Origin of the sequence: Bacillus sp. RC251 (assembly GCF_044908765.1) — a bacterium.
Classification (GTDB): domain Bacteria; phylum Bacillota; class Bacilli; order Bacillales; family Bacillaceae_G; genus Bacillus_A; species Bacillus_A wiedmannii.
In genome coordinates this window covers 16,488-36,279 of record NZ_JBIYDP010000005.1, presented here as the reverse complement: position 1 = coordinate 36,279, position 19,792 = coordinate 16,488, and the positions used below count along the sequence as shown (strand labels likewise).

Sequence of the window (19,792 nt, the reverse complement as noted above, 5' to 3'; positions counted from 1 at the left end):
GAGCATAAGCAAGGATTTTATTGTCGTAAAAGGTGCTAGAGCACATAACTTAAAAAATATTGATGTAACCATTCCGAGAAATCAGCTTGTTGTTGTGACGGGATTGTCTGGTTCAGGGAAATCATCATTAGCGTTTGATACGATTTATGCAGAAGGGCAACGCAGATACGTAGAATCGTTATCTGCGTATGCGCGCCAGTTTTTAGGACAAATGGATAAACCTGACGTGGATACGATTGAAGGTTTATCTCCAGCGATTTCAATCGATCAAAAAACGACAAGTCGTAATCCACGTTCAACAGTTGGAACGGTAACGGAGATTTATGATTATTTACGTTTATTATTTGCGCGAATTGGTACGCCAATTTGTCCGAATCATGGTATTGAAATTACATCACAAACAGTAGAGCAGATGGTAGACCGTGTACTTGAATATCCTGAACGTACGAAATTACAAGTGTTAGCTCCTATCGTTTCTGGGCGTAAAGGTGCACATGTGAAAGTGCTTGAAGATATTAAGAAGCAAGGGTATGTTCGTGTACGTGTTGATGGTGAAATGTTAGATGTATCTGAAGATATTGCGCTAGATAAAAATAAGAAGCATTCCATTGAAGTTGTAATTGACCGTATTGTTGTAAAAGAAGGGATTGCAAGCCGTCTTGCGGATTCTCTTGAAAGTGCATTAAAGCTTGGCGGGGGCCGAGTGTTAATTGATGTAATGGGAGAAGAGGAACTTCTATTTAGTGAACATCATGCTTGTCCGCATTGTGGTTTTTCAATCGGAGAATTAGAGCCGCGCATGTTCTCATTCAACAGTCCATTCGGGGCATGTCCTTCTTGTGATGGACTTGGTTCAAAGTTAGAGGTAGATTTAGAACTTGTCATTCCGAATTGGGATTTATCATTAAATGAACATGCGATTGCGCCTTGGGAGCCGACAAGCTCACAATATTACCCGCAGCTTTTACAATCTGTATGTAATCATTACGGTGTTGATATGGATATACCTGTGAAAGATATACCGAAAGATTTATTTGATAAAGTGTTGTACGGAAGCGGAGAAGAAAAAGTTTATTTCCGCTATGTAAATGAATTTGGTCAAGTAAAGGAAAATGAGATTTTATTTGAAGGTGTTATTCCAAATATCGAACGTCGTTATCGTGAAACGAGTTCTGATTATGTTCGTGAGCAAATGGAGAAATATATGGCAGAGCAAGCTTGTCCGAAGTGTAAAGGTGGACGCTTAAAGCCAGAGAGTTTAGCTGTTTTCGTTGGTGATAAAACGATTGCTGATGTAACGAAGTATTCTGTTCAAGAAGTACAGGAATTCTTCTCGAATGTGGAGCTAACGGAGAAACAACAAAAAATTGCTCATTTAATTTTAAGAGAAATCCAGGAGCGCGTTGGATTCTTAGTGAACGTCGGTTTAGATTATTTAACGTTAAGTCGTGCCGCAGGAACTTTATCAGGTGGTGAGGCGCAGCGTATTCGTTTAGCGACACAAATCGGTTCTCGTCTTACTGGCGTACTTTACATTCTTGATGAGCCTTCAATCGGCTTGCATCAGCGCGATAACGATCGTCTTATTCGTACGTTGCAAGAGATGCGTGATTTAGGGAATACGTTAATTGTCGTTGAACATGATGAAGATACGATGATGGCTGCTGATTATTTACTTGATATCGGACCTGGTGCAGGTATTCACGGTGGTCAAGTTGTATCAGCGGGTACGCCAGCTGAAGTGATGCAAGATGAGAATTCGCTAACAGGGAAGTATTTAAGCGGTAAAGAGTTTATTCCAGTTCCACTTGAAAGACGTAAAGGTGACGGACGTAAAGTGGAAATTGTCGGTGCAAAAGAGAATAACTTAAAGAATGCAAAGATGTCATTCCCGCTTGGTACGTTTGTAGCGATAACTGGTGTATCTGGTTCCGGTAAAAGTACGATGATTAATGAAGTACTATATAAATCATTAGCGCAAAAGTTATATAAAGCGAAAGCGAAGCCAGGTACGCATAAAGAAATTAAAGGTCTTGAGCATTTAGATAAAGTAATCGATATTGATCAATCGCCAATCGGGCGTACACCACGTTCTAATCCAGCGACGTATACAGGTGTATTCGATGATATTCGTGATGTGTTTGCACAAACGAATGAAGCGAAAGTGCGTGGATATCAAAAAGGACGTTTCAGCTTTAATGTAAAAGGTGGACGTTGTGAAGCGTGCCGTGGTGATGGAATTATTAAAATCGAAATGCACTTCTTACCAGACGTATACGTTCCGTGTGAAGTTTGTCATGGTAAACGTTATAACCGCGAAACGTTAGAAGTGAAGTATAAAGATAAGAACATTTCTGAAGTGTTAGGGATGACAATTGAAGATGGAGTAGAGTTCTTCGCTAATATCCCAAAAATTAAGCGTAAACTTCAAACGCTTGTAGATGTAGGTCTTGGTTATATGAAATTAGGACAGCCAGCTACGACGTTATCTGGTGGTGAAGCGCAGCGCGTGAAGCTAGCTTCTGAATTACACCGTCGTTCTACTGGGCGTACGTTATATATTTTAGATGAGCCAACGACTGGTTTGCATGCACATGATATCGCGCGTCTTCTAGAAGTGCTGCAACGCCTTGTTGAAAGTGGCGAGACAGTTCTTGTTATTGAACATAATTTAGATGTAATTAAAACAGCTGATTATATCGTTGACCTTGGACCAGAGGGCGGAGATAAAGGTGGGCAAATCGTTGCTTCCGGAACGCCAGAGCAAGTAGTAAAAGAAGAACGCTCGTATACAGGTAAGTATTTAAAAGAGATTTTAAATCGCGATAAAGCAAGAATGAAAGAGAAAATAAAAGAAGTAGAGTTATCTCAATAAGTGTATTACGAAAAACCGAGTGGAAATGACACTCGGTTTTTCGTTCATAGGGGGAAAAGATGGAGTTTACAGATGTTTTAAGAAAGAAAAACATGAAGGTAAGAGAGTTTCAAAGTTGGGGTGTTTATTTTCGCAAGCGCTGGGAGGATCATTTTGCAAACCATGTAAGTGATGAGGAAAAGGAAGACATCTTTCTGTATGGAGATAAGTATGCATGTGGGTATCTTTGGCACATATTTAGTTATGAGAAAAAGAAGTGTTTAGAGGGTGAAGAAGCGGAGAACACGTTTCATAATGTAGTGAAAAGGGATTGCTATATATTCTATCAAAATTGTGATGATGTACTGCTAATAAAAGATACGAGGTTGTTACATATGGAGGATATATTGTGTGAGCGGAACGATATGTATAAAGGCGATATCTATATTGTAGATAAAGAGTTCACTTGGACTTTTGTAAAAACTCATGAACATAGATGGTGTGGTCCCTATTTCACAAAGAAATGTTAGTAGGTATACAAGCATGAAGAGTAGAATAAGTTGATATAAGTGTTTGCATGATACTTGCGTTTCTTATCTATTAGCGTATGATGAAATATATATGTTTAAAAGGATGTGTAACGAAATGAGATGGATTGTATCACTTCTTGTAAATAGCGTTGTGTTAATCGCTGTATCGGGACTTTTAAAAGGGATTGCGCCAGACGCGTTTTACGTAGCAAATATACAAACTGCAATTATTGCGAGTATTATCTTGGCTGTTTTAAATGTGTTCGTAAAACCGTTTTTAATTTTAATTACGCTACCGATTACTCTTGTAACTTTCGGATTCTTCTTAATTGTTATTAATGCGATTACGTTAAAAATAGCAGATTCATTATTAGGAGATGCGTTTAATATATCAGGGTTTGGCGTAGCAATCGTTGCGGCAATTTGTATTTCAATTTTTAATATGATTATTGAAAAGGCAATTGTGGAACCTTTATATGAAAAAAAGAGAAAATGACAAAAAGAAAAACATTTCATGATGTATATGAAATGTTTTTTTCTATTTATTAGAAACCGTATTTCTTGTTTCCAGAAAAAAATGGTACAATATCCGGTAGAATGGAATTTTACATCAAATGAGACTGAACCCGCAGCGGAGTGGAGGTTTATACATATGCCGAAAGTAAGGACAAAAGATTTAATTGAACAATTTCAATTGGAGTTAATAAGTGGTGAAGAAGGAATTCATCGTCCGATTGATACAAGTGATTTATCACGACCTGGAATTGAAATGGCAGGATTTTTCACATATTATCCAGCTGATCGTGTGCAGCTTCTTGGAAAGACGGAGCTTACGTTCTTTGACACGTTAACGTCAGAGCAAAAACAAGAGAGAATGAAAGCGCTTTGTACTGAGGAGACGCCATGTATTATTATAACTCGTAATCAAGATGTACCAGATGAGTTACTGCATGCATCGCGTGAATCAGGCATGCCTTTATTACGTTCTGCTCAAACGACAACAAGATTATCAAGTCGTTTAACAAATTATTTAGAAGGTAAGTTAGCACCAACAACAGCTGTACATGGTGTGTTAGTAGATATTTACGGTGTTGGTGTTTTAATTACAGGTCAAAGTGGTGTCGGTAAAAGTGAGACAGCTCTTGAGCTTGTAAAACGTGGTCACCGTCTTGTTGCGGATGATAGTGTAGAAATTCGCCAAGAAGATGAAGACACATTAGTAGGAAGCTCACCAGATTTAATTGAGCATTTATTAGAAATTCGTGGTCTAGGTATCATTAACGTTATGACGTTATTCGGTGCAGGGGCAGTGCGAAATTATAAGCGTATTACACTTGTTATTAATCTTGAAATTTGGGATCAAAAGAAAAATTACGATCGCTTAGGTCTTGATGAAGAGAAGATGAAGATTATTGATACAGAGCTTACGAAGATTACACTTCCAGTTCGTCCTGGTCGAAACTTGGCTGTTATTATTGAAGTAGCAGCGATGAACTTCCGTTTAAAACGTATGGGAGTCAATGCAGCACAACAGTTCTCTGAACGATTAATGAGTGCGATTGAGTTAGGAAATCAGGAGTAAACTTTGGAGAGGGAGGTCATACATATGCTGTTAGGTTCTGTACCACAGCTTGACCGTGTAGCGATCCAACTTGGGCCGTTTCCTGTATATTGGTACGGGATTATTATCGGTACAGGCGTGCTATTAGGTCTTTGGCTAGCAACTCGCGAGGGAGAAAGACTAGGTATTCCAAAAGATACATTTGTTGACCTTGTATTAATTGCAGTACCGATCGCTATTCTATTTGCGAGAATGTACTATGTTATTTTTGAATGGGAATATTACGCGCAAAACCCGAGTCAAATTATTAATATTCGTCAAGGTGGCTTGGCGATTCATGGTGGTTTAATCGGGGCTGTTATTACAGGGATTCTTTTTGCGAAACGACGCGGGGTTTCATTCTGGAAGTTGGCTGATATTGCTGCGCCAAGTATTTTACTAGGACAAGCAATTGGTCGATGGGGAAACTTTATGAACCAAGAGGCGCATGGTGATGAAGTAACGAGACAGTTTTTAGAAGGACTTCATTTACCGGATTTCATTATTAATCAAATGTATATTGAGGGTGTGTACTATCACCCAACGTTTTTATATGAGTCATTATGGAATTTTGCAGGTGTCATTTTATTACTTGCATTACGAAAAGTGAATTTACGACGCGGGGAATTATTCTTCACATATTTAATTTGGTATTCAATAGGGCGCTTCTTCGTAGAAGGCTTACGTACAGATAGTTTAATGTTAGGACCACTTCGTATCGCACAAGTAATGTCAATTGGACTTGTTGTTATTTCTATTATTTTCATTATCGTGAGACGAAAAATGGGGCAAGCTGATAAAAGATATTCGGAAAATTAGAGAAAAGTAGCATCTTATTATAAGATGCTGCTTCTTTCATATTCAGGAAAGAGAAGGGACTAAGGCAATGAGAATAAATACAGTGTTATTTGATTTAGATGGAACTTTAATTAATACAAACGAACTTATTATTTCTTCTTTTTTACATACGTTACATACATATTATCCAAGTCAATATAAGCGTGAAGATGTATTGTCATTTATTGGCCCTTCTTTACATGATACTTTCAGCAAGATTGATGAAAACAAGGTTGAAGAGATGATTACATGTTATCGTCAATTTAACCATGATCATCACGATGAATTAGTGGAAGAATATGAAACTGTATATGAAACAGTTCAAGAGTTGAAGAAGCAAGGCTATAAAGTTGGTATTGTTACAACGAAAGCGAGACAAACAGTTGAGATGGGATTAAAGTTGTCAAAGCTTGATGAATTTTTTGATGTGGTCGTGACAATTGATGATGTGGAGCATGTGAAACCACATCCAGAACCACTTCAAAAAGCGCTTGAGTTATTAGATGCGAAACCGGAAGAAGCATTGATGGTTGGGGATAATCACCATGATATTGTTGGTGGACAAAATGCGGGCACGAAAACAGCTGCTGTCTCATGGACGTTGAAAGGTAGAGCGTATTTAGAGGCTTACAAGCCGGACTTTATGTTAGATAAAATGAGTGATTTGCTACCGATTTTGTCTGATATGAACCGTTCATAAAGGTCCAAGTAAGTTAGTAGGGGTCTGTTTCCCTACTAACTTACAGTTTCACTTTTTAGTAGAGGAGCGAGTTAAGTGCGACGGACAACGCGCTATCCTGTTTCGGGAGAAAATTCATTATGGAATGTGTATAAAACAGTTTCTTTTTGGAAGGTAATGAAAAACTTTATTATTATCCAAATTGCGCGTTATACACCATTTTTATCCGTCAAGAATTGGTTGTACCGTACATTTTTACGGATGAAAGTCGGAAAGAAAACATCAATTGCGCTTATGGTAGTGCCGGATATTATGTTCCCAGAAAAGATAACTGTGGGAGAGAATTCAATTATTGGCTATAATACAACGCTTTTAGCACATGAATATTTAATTCGCGAATATCGACTTGGAGAGATCGTCATAGGAAATGAAGTGATGATTGGAGCAAATACGACTATATTACCAGGTGTGAAAATTGGAGATGGCGCGATTGTTTCAGCTGGCACACTTGTTCATAGAGATGTCCCAAGTGGTGCTTTCGTGGGTGGAAATCCAATGCGTGTTATTTATACGAAAGAAGAAATGGATGCTAGAGAAGGTTGATGCTAAAAATGTAACATTTCTCTTCTTTTTTAATGAATAAAAAGGAAATAATTGAGTATAATATACTGTTTTGTTTTTTACGGAATCGTTTATACTTATAGATAGAAGAATGTGTGAACGAAGAAAACAAAAAACTGGAGGATATATGGGGAAAAATCAAGGAATATATAAGGAGAACGGACAAGTTATCTCTTTTAATCAATTATCGGACTTCTTTTATAAAAAAGGGATGAGGGCTTACAAAGGACAGAAATTGCAAGATGCAATTAAATATTTTCGAAGAGCGGCACAAAGTGAGAAGGAGCCGTTTATTTTATGCCAATTAGCAACAGTATTATCTGAGGCTGGTGAATATCAAGAGTCGAATCAAATCTTCTTTAAGCTTGTTAGATCTAATCCAGAACTTGAACAATGCTATTATTTTATTGCAAATAATTATGCATATATGGGGCTATTTCAGCAGGCGAAAAAGTATGCGGATCGCTATTTAGAAGTTGCAGAAGAGAAGGAATTTGTAGAAGATACATTAGAATTACTTGAAATTATGGAAGAAGAAGCGATGGGTGAGGAAGAGATTGAGGATGAGGACGATCTAATTGTTATGCAAGAAGAAGCGAATCGTTATATTCGTAACGGACAATTGGAAGAAGCAATTGCTACATTGGAAATTGTTACAAAAGATTATCCGGAATTTTGGTCGGGTCATAATAATTTAGCTATTGCACATTTTCAATCTGGTAATGTAGATAAAGCTCTGAAGTTAACGGAAATGATTTTAGAGAAAAATCCTGGTAATATACATGCGCTTTGTAATACGCTTATTTTCCTATATTCAATTGGAGAGCATAAACAAGTAGAAGCGTTAGCGGAGCAGTTAGTTTCAGTATATCCGATTTCGTTCGAGCATCGTTTGAAACTTGGAACGACACTTGCAACAATTGGTCATTTTGAGCCTGCATATAAATGGTTCAAAGTATTAAAGCGTCAAGGATATGAGGGAGACGTTAGTTTTTATTATTGGTTTGCATATTCTGCTTATATGGTGAAAGATCAGCAAGTAGCTGAAAAAATGTGGCAGCATGTTGTAGAATTGCACCCTGATAAAAAGGGAAAAGAACCGTGGAATGCGCTGAATTTAGCAGATGAAGGACAAAACGTATTATTTGAAGAATTACGAAAATCATTTCAACAAAGTGCGACGCTAGAGGAACAAATGCTAGCTTTATATTTAATGAATGAATTATCAACGCCAGAGAAGGTGGGATTCTTCTTTGATGTAACGCAGGCGAAGAACGGTGTTCCAATCGTATCGCAACTTGCAAAGTATTTCTTTTTACTTAATAGCCATAAGAGCATTCCAGCTGATTTACAGCAATTTGAACAGTGCGCGCAAATTGCGGATGCTTTATATAATTATACGAAAAAAGATGATGAATTAATCGAAGAGTGTTTACAATTTTGGTTTTGTACGTTCATACGTTTATATACATCTGGGGCAGTTTTTACAAATGTATACGGCTGGTCAGCTGCTGTTGAATATATTGTACGCAGCGAACAAGGAAATAAGATGACACAGTCGGAGCTTGGGGATGTATATAATGTATCTGTAGCGACTGTTCGAAAGTATGTGCAGGCTGTTAAACGTACGCACACATAGGGTAAGCAAATCATTGGGAAAAAAATGATGCTAACAGTATAATGAGGGTAACTTAATTGTGTAGGAATGAATAGGAGTGAATAGTGTGTCAGAAGAAAAAATTTATGATGTCATTATTATTGGTGCAGGACCAGCTGGTATGACAGCTGCAGTATATACATCTCGTGCGAATTTAAGCACATTAATGCTTGAGCGTGGTATCCCAGGTGGCCAAATGGCAAACACAGAGGATGTAGAGAACTACCCAGGTTATGAGTCTATTTTAGGACCAGACTTATCAAATAAAATGTTCGAGCATGCGAAGAAATTTGGTGCTGAATATGCATACGGTGATGTGAAAGCAGTCATCGATGGTAAAGAATACAAAACAATTATTGCTGGTAAAAAAGAATATAAAGCACGTGCAATTATCGTTGCAAGCGGTGCAGAATATAAAAAAATTGGTGTGCCAGGCGAAACAGAACTTGGCGGCCGTGGTGTATCATATTGTGCAGTATGTGATGGGGCTTTCTTTAAAGGAAAAGAACTTGTAGTTATTGGTGGTGGAGATTCTGCTGTTGAAGAGGGTGTATTCTTAACACGCTTCGCATCAAAGGTAACAATCGTTCACCGTCGTGACACTCTTCGTGCACAGAAAATTTTACAAGATCGTGCTTTCCAAAACGAGAAAGTTGATTTCATTTGGAATCACACTATAAAAGAAATTAACGATGCAAATGGTAAAGTGGGAAGCGTAACACTTGTAGACGTAAACAGTGGAGAAGAGAAAGAAGTCAAAACTGATGGCGTGTTCATATACATCGGTATGTTACCACTATCAAAACCATTTGTTGAACTAGGTATTACAAATGAAAATGGTTACCTTGAAACAAATGAGCGTATGGAAACGAAAGTTCCTGGTATTTTCGCAGCTGGAGATGTTCGTGAAAAAATGCTACGTCAAATTGTAACTGCAACAGGTGATGGTAGTATCGCAGCACAAAGTGCACAACATTACGTAGAAGAATTATTAGAAGAACTAAAAACAGTATCAGAAAAATAAGGGATAATATGCCTTTTGAGAAGAAAGCTACCGATAGGAGCTTTCTTTTTTTATGAAAATGTCAAAGTTTTGTCAAAAAATATTGGGATTATAAGCTTTCTTATTGATATACTGGACTTTACGGAAAAATCACTATAAGAAATGAGGAATTTATTCAGTATGGAATGGCGTAATATATATCGTGGGTTTTGTATGGGCGTTAGTGATTTAATTCCTGGTGTGAGCGGCGGTACAATCGCTGTTGTGTTAGGGATTTATGAACAATTGCTTGCGGCAATTAGTGGATTCTTTAGTCGTGAATGGAAAAAACATTTAGGGTTTTTAATTCCCCTTGCAGCTGGTGTGGCAGCAGCGTTTTTAACGCTAAGTCACGTTATTAAATATTTACTTGCAAATCATTATGAACCGACTCAATTTTTCTTCCTCGGTTTAATTATTAGTATATTACCGATGTTAATGAGAGAAGCTGATGCAAAGTCGTCGTTTAAAGGTAAGCACATTGTTTTATTAATAGTTGCAGCAATTCTTGTTGCGATCACAGCTTTCTTTAAACCAGATAAGGCAGCAGATCCAATTACGACGTTAACAATTTTAAATGCAATTGGCTTATTTTTCGCGGGCTGGATGGCTAGTATGGCTATGTTGCTTCCTGGAATTAGCGGATCATTTATTTTATTAATTATTGGTGTGTATCCGACAGCAATTAATGCTTTAACTACACTGAACTTACCTTTAATCGTAGTTATCGGTGCTGGTGTTATGGCGGGGTTTGTTGTAAGTAGTAAAGGAATTAGTTTCTTGTTAGATCGTTATAAAAGTATGACATTTGCGGCAATTATTGGACTTGTTATCGGCTCGATTGTAATTGTGTTCCCTGGTATTCCAACTGGAGGATTTTCAATTATAAGTTCAATTATTACCTTTATTTTAGGATTTGCGATTGTTACTTATTTCGGTAAGAAATAAGTACTTTAATCCCCTTGGCGATAAAAATCGTTAAGGGGATTTTTCATGCTATTCATTGAAAGTCTAAGCATTTACATTGCTTGTTCTAGAAAGCTTTTTTAAAATTGTTGAGTGGCATGTGCTTAGCGAAAGAGGACTGGCTCCTTCGTTGTAGCAAACTGTTTTTGATAGTATAATGAAATGAGTATGCAGTGAGAAATTTACTGCAAGTAGCTGAGGTGAAGAAACATGCAAAGAGTGACAAACTGTGTGTTAATTAGAGATAATGAAGTACTCTTACTCCAAAAACCTCGCCGAAATTGGTGGGTTGCACCAGGCGGGAAAATGGAGCGTGGTGAGACAGTAAGAGATTCCGTTGTTCGCGAGTATCGTGAAGAAACAGGTATTTATTTAAAGAACCCAGCGTTAAAAGGGGTCTTCACCTTTGTCATCCAAGAAGGTGATAAAGTTGTTTCTGAATGGATGATGTTCTCCTTTTTAGCGACAGATTTTGCAGGAGAAAACAAACTAGAGAGCGAAGAAGGCATCATTGGTTGGCATACATTTGACAAAATTGATGATTTAGCAATGGCACCAGGAGATTATCACATTATTGATTATTTAATTAAAGGAAATGGCATAATCTACGGTACATTTGTATATACCCCAGATTTTGAGTTGCTTTCATATCGATTAGATCCGAGTTAAACCGTCAAGGAGAGGATACGATGACAGAGAATAATGATATAAAAATGGTAATTATTACAGGAATGTCTGGAGCTGGAAAGACAGTAGCTTTACAAAGTTTTGAAGATTTAGGATATTTCTGTGTAGATAATTTACCACCGATGTTATTGCCGAAGTTTATTGAACTTATGGCGGATTCAAAAGGGAAAATGAATAAAGTGGCACTTGGCGTTGATTTACGTGGCCGAGAGTTTTTCGAACATTTATGGGGAGCACTTGATGATTTATCAGAACGTACATGGATTATTCCTCATATTTTATTCTTAGATGCGAAAGATGGCACGCTTGTAACTCGTTATAAAGAAACGAGACGTTCGCATCCACTTGCACCAACTGGTTTACCGTTAAAGGGAATTGAGATGGAGCGTGGCTTATTAACTGATATGAAGGCACGAGCGAATATTGTGCTGGATACATCGGATTTAAAACCGAAAGAATTACGTGAAAAAATTGTTCACCTGTTTTCAACTGAAACTGAGCAAGCATTTCGTGTAAATGTTATGTCGTTTGGATTTAAGTACGGTATTCCAATTGATGCAGATTTAGTATTTGATGTTCGTTTTTTACCAAATCCATATTACATTCCACATATGAAGCCATTAACAGGACTAGATGAAGAAGTTTCATCGTATGTGCTGAAATTTAATGAGACACATAAGTTTTTAGAAAAATTGACGGATCTTATTACTTTCATGCTGCCTCATTATAAAAGAGAAGGCAAGAGTCAACTTGTAATTGCGATTGGATGTACAGGTGGACAGCATCGTTCTGTTACGCTTACAGAATACCTTGGGAAACATTTGAAACCAGAGTATAGCGTTCATGTATCTCATCGTGATGTGGAGAAGAGAAAGGGCCATTAAGGGATGAAAAAAGAGAGAAAACCTAAAATTGTTATCATGGGAGGCGGTACTGGACTCTCTGTTTTATTAAGAGGATTAAAACAATATCCAGTTGATATTACAGCAGTTGTTACAATCGCTGATGATGGTGGCAGTTCAGGTAGATTACGTGATGAGCTCGAAATTCCACCCCCAGGTGACATTCGTAACGTACTTGTTGCATTATCAGATGTAGAGCCGCTGGTGGAAGCTTTATTTCAGCATCGTTTCACAACGGGAGACGGGCTGAAAGGTCATGCGTTAGGAAATTTATTATTAGCGGGTATGACCTCGATTACAGGAGACTTCTTCCATGCGATTACGGAAACGAGTAAAGTGTTAAATGTCAGAGGACGTGTGTTACCTGCAGCGAACCAAAGTGCGGTACTTCATGCGGAACTAGAAGATGGAGAAATTGTAACAGGTGAATCAAAGATTCCTTATTCTGGGAAGAAGATTAACCGCGTCTTTTTAACTCCAGAAGATGTAGAGCCTTTACATGAAACGTTGGCTGAGATTAAACGAGCTGATTTACTTGTTTTTGGTCCAGGAAGTTTGTATACGAGTATATTACCGAATTTAGTTGTTAACAAAATCGGGGACGCTGTTCTTGCTGCAAAAGCGAAGAAGGTATATGTCTGTAATGTTATGACGCAAGCTGGTGAAACGATGGGATATACTGCGTTTGACCATGTGCAGGCGTTACATGATCATTTAGGTAAACCATTTATCGATACTGCAATTGTAAATAACCGTGATATTCCTTGTGAATTACGTCAGTTGTATGAGGAAGAAATGTCGGCACCAGTTGTAGTAGATGAAGAGCGTTTTACAGAGAGCAATATTGATGTCATTCAAGATCAATTAGCGAAGTATGATGATCGTGTTGTAAGGCACGATACATTAAAACTAGCTTCTATTTTATATTCACTGTTGTAGATGTGCGTTGCCTCTTTTGAGGTAACGCTCATCATTTCATATAGGACAAGATTTTTGTTCCAAAGTAATCGTATAAGGAGGTGTTGACTGTGTCATTTGCATCAGAAACAAAGAAAGAGCTAACGAATCTTGAGGTGAAGGAATGCTGTGAGAAAGCAGAATTATCAGCGTTACTTCGAATGAACGGATCGCTTTCTTTTTCAAACCGTCGTCTATCTATCGATATTCAAACGGAGAATGCGGCAATTGCAAGAAGGATTTATACGCTTTTGAAAAAAGGATATGACGTGACGGTAGAATTACTTGTTCGTAAAAAAATGCGATTGAAGAAAAATAATGTATATATTGTGCGGCTTGTTGAGAAGTCTCGCGAAATATTAGCTGATCTTCATATTGTTCGAGACGACTTTTCGTTAATTCGAAATATATCCCAGGAATTAATCGAGAAGAAATGTTGTAAACGATCGTATTTACGAGGTGCATTTTTAGCAGGTGGTTCAGTAAATAACCCAGAAACATCATCTTATCATTTAGAGGTCTTTTCGTTATATAAGGAACATAATGATGCTATATGTGAATTGATGAACGGATTTGATTTAAATAGTAAGACGTTGGAAAGAAGAAAAGGGTACATTACGTATTTGAAAGAAGCAGAAAAGATTACGGAGTTTTTAAATATTATAGGCGCTCATAATGCACTTTTAAGATTTGAAGACATTCGAATCGTTCGCGATATGCGTAATTCAGTAAATCGTTTAGTGAACTGCGAAACAGCCAATTTAAATAAAACAATTGGTGCAGCGCTAAGGCAGATTGAAAATATCCGTTATATTGATGAGACAGTTGGTCTTGATATATTACCAGATAAACTGCGAGAAATTGCACAATTACGAAGAGATTATCAAGATGTAACATTGAAAGAGTTAGGCGAGATGGTATCCGGGGGGAAAATTAGTAAATCGGGTATTAATCATCGTTTGCGTAAAATCGATGAGATTGCAGAGAAATTACGCGCGGGGGAAGCTGTAGCAAAAAAATAAGAGGTTAAAGGGGAAATGGAGCTGTGGTTCAAAAACGAGTTAAAGTTTCATTAAAAAACGGTTTACAAGCACGTCCGGCTGCGTTGTTTGTACAAGAGGCCAATCGCTTTCATGCAGATATCTTCATCGAGAAAGATGGAAAGACAGTGAATGCAAAGAGCATAATGGGGATTATGAGCTTAGCAATTGGAACTGGTAGCATGATAACAATTACAACAGAAGGTTCAGATGCAGAAGAAGCTTTAGAAGCATTAGCTGCATATATACAATAAGAAGCTATCGCGCATGTGCGATAGCTTTTTTGTTTTGTTATTTGGTGTTGGGAGTCGGGTATGTAGGGGGCGCGTGCTTGTCGAGGGTTGTCGGTAAGTCGATAAGTTGTGTCGAATCGTCGATATATTAAAATAATCGCCGATATAATTGGAGTTACGGTCGATATATTTGAAAAATCGCCGATATATTTAGGGGTATACTAGGTGGGGTATGTGAGCGGGGGACAATATATAAAAGAAGCGCCCAATTATAGGGCGCTTCCGCTTTAAATCTATCCAGCTCCAGCGGCTAGAATGGTCGGTGGCTTCGCTTCTTCCGACGAGGTAAAAAGCACCTCTTTGTCAGAAGCTCCATCCTCCTCCCATTCTAAACGAGCCGCTTCCGCTTTAAATCTATTAACGATTTGTAAAGATCTTATCGATTAAGCCGTATTCTAGAGCTCTTTCAGCTGTCATGAAGTTGTCGCGGTCTGTGTCGCGTTGTAGTACTTCAAGTGGTTGACCTGTGCGGTCAGCAAGAATTTGGTTTAGTTTTTCACGTAAGAATAGGATACGTTTTGCAGCGATTTCGATTTCAGTCGCTTGGCCTTGTGCTCCGCCAAGTGGTTGGTGAATCATTACTTCACTGTTTGGAAGTGCATAACGTTTTCCTTTTTCACCTGCTGCAAGTAAGAATGCACCCATAGATGCAGCCATACCGATACAGATTGTTGATACTTGTGGTTTAATAAATTGCATTGTATCGTAAATTGCCATACCTGCTGTGATAGAACCACCAGGGCTATTGATGTAGATGTGAATATCTTTTTCTGGATCTTGAGATTCCAAGAATAAAAGCTGGGAAACGATTGAGTTAGCTACGTTGTCATCAATTGCACTACCAAGCATAATGATGCGGTCTTTTAATAGTCGAGAGTAAATATCGTAAGCGCGTTCTCCACGATTTGTTTGTTCAATTACTGTAGGAATTAAATTCATCTGTTATTTCCTCCTTCTAAAGCTTTCTTAGTCTTATAATACAATTATGGTCAATAAAGGTCAAACGAAACCACTTTAAATCAAAAAAATATGTAGTTGTACCATGAATTATTCGCTATGTTTTTGAAATTCCCTGCTTATGTATCTTCAACATCATAACCGAATTACATAAATTTAAACGTCATGAAATCTGTAGTAAAAAGAAAAGAACGCCTTTTTACTGAAGCGTTCTTGTGATATCTATTCTTTTAAAAGATAGGTTACTTTATTTAAAATCTTTTCGATGTGTTTCGCGTTTTTACTATACATTTCGCTTGCTGATTTCGACTTTGTTTCTAGGGAAAATAGTTCAAGATCAGCATGACATTTTTTTAAAGATGCTAATAATAAAGGCTTGTTTTGAGGAGAAGGCATTTGTAGTTTGTCATTATAAATGTCGATAGTAAGTTGTCCGTATGAATCCACTTGACCGAGAAAGACATTTTCAATAACAACACCGAGCTTTTCTAGTTCAGAATGTAACCAAGCGCGGTTATGTCCACTAGAGGATAGAGGTTCATCTAAGACATTGCCATCCATAATAACAGTTTGTGGTTCTTTTTCATTCGGTACTTTTAAGCCAACGTCTTTTGCTGTAAGTGGTTGGCGATCTTTCTTCAATAATACATTTAATTCTCCGCTCGGTTCTAGTACGGCAAATTCAACATCAGCTACGCTGAAAGCATTTTTTCCACGGAGTAGTTCCAGTAATTCGTCACTTGTATATTTTTCTTTCTTTAAGTTATCTTCGAGTATTTTTCCATCTTTTATTAATACGGTAGATTTCCCTTCAAAGAAGTCGCGAGCTGTTTTGTTCTTTAAGGAGAGGATTCCTGTGAAAAAAGGTACCACAGCGAAAATGAGTATCGCAAAGACGCCGTGGAAAAATTTTGAATCGAGCCCTGTAGATACTTGGGCAGCGATGTCACCGATTGTCATTCCGGCTATGTATTCAAAAAAGGAGAGCTGAGAGATTTGTCTTTTCCCTAACCATTTCGTAATAGCGAATAAAATAATTAATATGAATACAGAGCGAAGAATGACAAGTGTCCATTCCGGCAGGTGAGACATAGTCATTTCCTCCAGTCTACTTAAAACCCTTTATATTGAGGTTCTTCACGTTCTAATAATGAAACTCTATTCTGTAAATCAGCGATGATGCTGTCCATTTCTAACATACATTCATGAAATACGCGTTTTGATTCCGCGTCCTGTGAATGTAGTGAAAGGGAGCTTAAACTTGCTTGAGCGCCCCTTACACTAGCAAGGCAGGTTTTAACGCTAGCGATAACTGTCATACAAACACCTCTTATCCTTTCGGTTTGAATAGTAATGCACCAATGAATCCGAATATGATAGCAGCAGAAATACCAGCGCTTGTTACTTTAAACATTCCGGTAATGACGCCAACGATGCCGTGTTTTGCAGCTTCTTCCATTGCGCCGTGAACGAGAGCATTACCGAAACTTGTAATAGGTACAGTTGCCCCGGCTCCAGCAAAATCGATTAATGGTTCATACAGGTTGAATCCGTCCAGTATAGCACCGGCAACAACAAGTGTTGCCATTGTATGAGCGGGTGTTAGCTTGCCAACATCAAACATAAGTTGGCCAATTACACATATGAGTCCGCCGATGACGAAAGCCCAGAAAAAAATCATTGCGTTGCACCTCCAAATTCAATCGAAACGGCGTGAGCGATACACGGAATCGTTTCTTCTTGTTGGAATGTAAGTGGAGATAGTAAAGCGCCTGTCGCAACGACAAGTATTTTTTTGAACTCTCCTCTTTTCATTCGGTTTAATAAATGACCGTACACGACTGTTGCGGAACATCCCGGTCCGCTAGCACCAGCTATGACAGGTTGCCCTTCTCTATAAATGAGTATGCCGCAATCTTGAAACTGTTCGCTCGTTACTTTCGTTCCGTGTTTATGTAGTAAGTCATAAGCAATTTCGCGACCGACATGTCCTAGGTCGCCTGTTACGATTAAATCGTAGTAAGAGGCATCAATTTGTCGTTCGCGCAAGTGGGCTTCAATTGTATCGACGGCAGCTGGAGCCATCGCACCGCCCATATTAAACGGATCCGTTAGTCCCATATCAACCACTCGTCCGATTGTTGCAGATGTTACTCTAGGACCATGTCCAGTGTCGCTTAAAATAGCTGCGCCAGCTCCAGTTACTGTCCATTGTGCGGTAGGAGGTTTTTGACCGCCGTATTCAGTTGGATATCGGAACTGCTTCTCTACAGCGGTGTTATGACTAGATGCCCCGGTTAATAAATATTTTGCGCCTTTTGCATTTACAATACTTGCCCCGAGCGCTAATCCTTCCATGGAAGTAGAACATGCTCCGAATAATCCGAGATATGGTGTTCCGAGTGTACGGCAGGCAAAGCTTGTTGGAGTGATTTGATTAATTAAATCTCCTGCAAGTACGAATTGAATATCGTCTTTACGAAGCTTGGCTTTTTCAGTAGCGCGGCTACAAGCTTCTTCGAATAAAATTTTATGTGCTTTTTCATAGGAATCCTGGCCGAGCCATAAATCTTCATGGAGGATATCGAAGTCTTCTGGAATGTTTCCTTTTGCTTCAAACGGTCCACCAACGACTCCTGTCGAAATAATAACGGGTTTATTTTCAAATACCCACGTTCGGTGTCCTTGTAACATTTATAGCCCTCCCCATTGAACGAGAATCGTTTTAATAAGTGCGATGACGAAAGCTGAAAATACACCAAACAAAATAACAGAGCCGGCTAATTTAAACATATTTCCTCCAACGCCGAGTACGAACCCTTCTGTTCGGTGTTCGATACATGCGGCAATAACAGAGTTACCAAATCCAGTAACGGGTACAGCTGTGCCTGCTCCAGCAAACTGCCCAAAACGGTCATATATACCGAAACCAGTTAGTAACATGGAAATGAAAATGAGAGTTGCGACTGTTGGATTTCCTGCTGAACGCTCAGTGAAGTCAAAATATGTGATATAAAACGTAGAAATGAGTTGTCCGATGAAGCAAATAAAACCACCGACGAAAAAGGCTTTAATACAATTTTTCAAGACAGGGCGCTTCGGTTCGCGTTCTTGCTCGAATTTTTTATACTCTTGTTGCACAGGGGTTAAGTTCTTATCTTTACTAGACATTGCGATCCTTCCTTTTCTATTAAAAAGCGTTAAGTGTTAGACTCCATTTTTTTCCCAATGAGTTTTAATTGCTTATTGATCTCGTCTTTAGATACTTCTTTTTTCTTAATTTTGTTCTCAAGCTTTTCGAGTAACATAAAGATTTTTTTATCAGTACTTACACGAACATCGAAAGTAGGATGCTCATCACTTAGCTGCTTTTGAAGCTTCTTACGCAGAGGCTTTAATCCAAACCTTTCGTGATGCTCAGGCAGAACTGCTATGTAGAGATCCAAATTTGAATTCACCGCTGTGCTTTTTGTAATTTCATCCATAGCGAGAGCCCTTTTCTTGGCTCCTTGTGATATAGATTGATTAAAGGATTCTGTACTCGTCTTTGTTAGTTTGGGACCTTTTTCTTTCTCCGTTCGTTTTGCTTCTTCTTTCACTTTTTTATCTAAGGGACTATTATCACATCCGGCAAAAGAGCTACATAGAAGGGCAAATAACGCGGTTATGAGGCCGAGTTTTCGCATGATTATCATTCCATTTCTGTTGCAATATGTAATGTGATAGAAAAAGGATGACTGCATATCATCCTTTTTCTATTTCACAGCATGACTAATTCGTTATTGCTGTGAGTATTGTGGTTCTTCTTGTTGGACTTCTTCAACGCGTGGATTTAAAGAATCGATAATCGTTTGCGTTTGCTCTGCAGCTGTTTGGAAAAGTTGCTTAGCTTGTTGGTTATCCGTATCAAGAGCGAATCCCTCTAAGCTAGCTTGTGCACTTTTTAATCCAGAAACAGTTTGCTTTAATTTTGTAATTACAGTCATTGAATGAAGCCCCCTTTGGAATATCAATTCAAAGATTATAATTTGTGAGTTGGGGTGAATTTATGATTGGAAAATTTAGGAGTGTTACATGTGTGGATTACAATTTTGTAATGAATATGTAAGGAAAAGCGATAGTGGAAAAAAACTTTTTCTCCTAGAATAAAGAAAGTAAAGCAAGTCAAAA

At 38.2% G+C, this 19,792-nt stretch carries 23 protein-coding genes; 15 read left to right on the top strand and 8 right to left on the bottom strand.

Features of this window, described 5'->3' with window-relative positions; translation table 11 throughout:
* Positions 1-4: 4 nt before the first annotated feature.
* The 15 genes from uvrA (at position 5) to ABH961_RS18000 (ending at position 14,626) form a co-directional block, all read left to right on the top strand.
* Complete coding sequence (gene uvrA / locus ABH961_RS18070) at positions 5-2,875, top strand: excinuclease ABC subunit UvrA (protein ID WP_141497529.1); 2,871 nt, start codon at positions 5-7, stop codon at positions 2,873-2,875.
* A 59-nt stretch (positions 2,876-2,934) separates the two neighbouring features.
* Positions 2,935-3,384 (top strand): DUF4275 family protein, encoded by a 450-nt coding sequence (locus ABH961_RS18065; RefSeq protein WP_098847222.1) that lies wholly within the window; start codon positions 2,935-2,937, stop codon positions 3,382-3,384.
* A gap of 115 nt (positions 3,385-3,499) precedes the next feature.
* Entirely contained in the window at positions 3,500-3,880 is a 381-nt protein-coding gene (locus ABH961_RS18060; RefSeq protein WP_001267307.1) for a phage holin family protein, read from the top strand.
* Positions 3,881-4,036: 156 nt separating this feature from the next.
* On the top strand, positions 4,037-4,966 hold the full coding sequence (hprK, locus tag ABH961_RS18055) for an HPr(Ser) kinase/phosphatase (RefSeq protein ID WP_001127245.1): 930 nt from the start codon (positions 4,037-4,039) through the stop codon (positions 4,964-4,966).
* 24 nt (positions 4,967-4,990) lie between these two features.
* Positions 4,991-5,803, top strand: coding sequence for a prolipoprotein diacylglyceryl transferase (lgt, locus tag ABH961_RS18050; RefSeq protein ID WP_000924234.1), 813 nt, complete (start codon positions 4,991-4,993; stop codon positions 5,801-5,803).
* 67 nt (positions 5,804-5,870) lie between these two features.
* Complete coding sequence (gene ppaX / locus ABH961_RS18045) at positions 5,871-6,521, top strand: pyrophosphatase PpaX (protein WP_048542493.1); 651 nt, start codon at positions 5,871-5,873, stop codon at positions 6,519-6,521.
* Positions 6,522-6,596: 75 nt separating this feature from the next.
* Entirely contained in the window at positions 6,597-7,103 is a 507-nt protein-coding gene (locus tag ABH961_RS18040) for an acyltransferase (protein WP_048542491.1), read from the top strand.
* A 145-nt stretch (positions 7,104-7,248) separates the two neighbouring features.
* Positions 7,249-8,760, top strand: a complete 1,512-nt coding sequence (locus ABH961_RS18035; RefSeq protein WP_048542490.1) for a tetratricopeptide repeat protein — start codon at positions 7,249-7,251, stop codon at positions 8,758-8,760.
* Between the two features lie 85 nt (positions 8,761-8,845).
* Positions 8,846-9,802 carry a thioredoxin-disulfide reductase gene (trxB, locus tag ABH961_RS18030; RefSeq protein ID WP_001288065.1) on the top strand — a complete coding sequence of 319 codons (957 nt, stop codon included), beginning with the start codon at positions 8,846-8,848 and terminating at the stop codon, positions 9,800-9,802.
* 159 nt (positions 9,803-9,961) lie between these two features.
* Positions 9,962-10,768 (top strand): DUF368 domain-containing protein, encoded by an 807-nt coding sequence (locus ABH961_RS18025; RefSeq protein ID WP_000455195.1) that lies wholly within the window; start codon positions 9,962-9,964, stop codon positions 10,766-10,768.
* A gap of 228 nt (positions 10,769-10,996) precedes the next feature.
* The gene (locus tag ABH961_RS18020) at positions 10,997-11,455 is read left to right on the top strand and encodes an NUDIX hydrolase (protein ID WP_001190080.1); all 459 of its coding nucleotides are present in this window, start codon (positions 10,997-10,999) and stop codon (positions 11,453-11,455) included.
* A gap of 20 nt (positions 11,456-11,475) precedes the next feature.
* Complete coding sequence (gene rapZ / locus ABH961_RS18015; RefSeq protein WP_000138461.1) at positions 11,476-12,357, top strand: RNase adapter RapZ; 882 nt, start codon at positions 11,476-11,478, stop codon at positions 12,355-12,357.
* A gap of 3 nt (positions 12,358-12,360) precedes the next feature.
* A complete protein-coding gene (locus tag ABH961_RS18010; protein ID WP_000712182.1) occupies positions 12,361-13,314 on the top strand; it encodes a gluconeogenesis factor YvcK family protein in 954 nt (317 codons plus the stop codon).
* Positions 13,315-13,403: 89 nt separating this feature from the next.
* Positions 13,404-14,354: a DNA-binding protein WhiA gene (whiA, locus tag ABH961_RS18005; RefSeq protein WP_000006569.1), complete on the top strand. Its 951-nt coding sequence runs from the start codon at positions 13,404-13,406 to the stop codon at positions 14,352-14,354.
* 23 nt (positions 14,355-14,377) lie between these two features.
* A complete protein-coding gene (locus tag ABH961_RS18000; protein WP_000250305.1) occupies positions 14,378-14,626 on the top strand; it encodes an HPr family phosphocarrier protein in 249 nt (82 codons plus the stop codon).
* 396 nt (positions 14,627-15,022) lie between these two features.
* On the opposite strand, the gene clpP is transcribed toward ABH961_RS18000, so the two are convergent.
* The 8 genes from clpP to ABH961_RS17960 all read right to left on the bottom strand — a co-directional run bounded on the left by clpP (position 15,023) and on the right by ABH961_RS17960 (position 19,608).
* Positions 15,023-15,604, bottom strand: a complete 582-nt coding sequence (clpP, locus tag ABH961_RS17995) for an ATP-dependent Clp endopeptidase proteolytic subunit ClpP (protein ID WP_001049163.1) — start codon at positions 15,602-15,604, stop codon at positions 15,023-15,025.
* A gap of 240 nt (positions 15,605-15,844) precedes the next feature.
* Entirely contained in the window at positions 15,845-16,714 is an 870-nt protein-coding gene (locus tag ABH961_RS17990; RefSeq protein ID WP_046955590.1) for a DUF421 domain-containing protein, read from the bottom strand.
* A gap of 20 nt (positions 16,715-16,734) precedes the next feature.
* Complete coding sequence (locus ABH961_RS17985) at positions 16,735-16,941, bottom strand: DUF1657 domain-containing protein (RefSeq protein WP_000215899.1); 207 nt, start codon at positions 16,939-16,941, stop codon at positions 16,735-16,737.
* Positions 16,942-16,952: 11 nt separating this feature from the next.
* Positions 16,953-17,303 carry a stage V sporulation protein AE gene (gene spoVAE, locus ABH961_RS17980; RefSeq protein WP_000575918.1) on the bottom strand — a complete coding sequence of 117 codons (351 nt, stop codon included), beginning with the start codon at positions 17,301-17,303 and terminating at the stop codon, positions 16,953-16,955.
* Positions 17,300-18,316 carry a stage V sporulation protein AD gene (gene spoVAD, locus ABH961_RS17975; protein ID WP_098068792.1) on the bottom strand — a complete coding sequence of 339 codons (1,017 nt, stop codon included), beginning with the start codon at positions 18,314-18,316 and terminating at the stop codon, positions 17,300-17,302. The genes spoVAE and spoVAD overlap by 4 nt, the downstream gene beginning before the upstream one ends.
* Positions 18,317-18,793: a stage V sporulation protein AC gene (spoVAC, locus tag ABH961_RS17970; protein ID WP_000095399.1), complete on the bottom strand. Its 477-nt coding sequence runs from the start codon at positions 18,791-18,793 to the stop codon at positions 18,317-18,319.
* A gap of 29 nt (positions 18,794-18,822) precedes the next feature.
* Positions 18,823-19,308, bottom strand: coding sequence for a YhcN/YlaJ family sporulation lipoprotein (locus ABH961_RS17965; RefSeq protein WP_098047311.1), 486 nt, complete (start codon positions 19,306-19,308; stop codon positions 18,823-18,825).
* 93 nt (positions 19,309-19,401) lie between these two features.
* Positions 19,402-19,608 carry a DUF1657 domain-containing protein gene (locus ABH961_RS17960; RefSeq protein ID WP_000216160.1) on the bottom strand — a complete coding sequence of 69 codons (207 nt, stop codon included), beginning with the start codon at positions 19,606-19,608 and terminating at the stop codon, positions 19,402-19,404.
* Positions 19,609-19,792 lie beyond the last annotated feature (184 nt).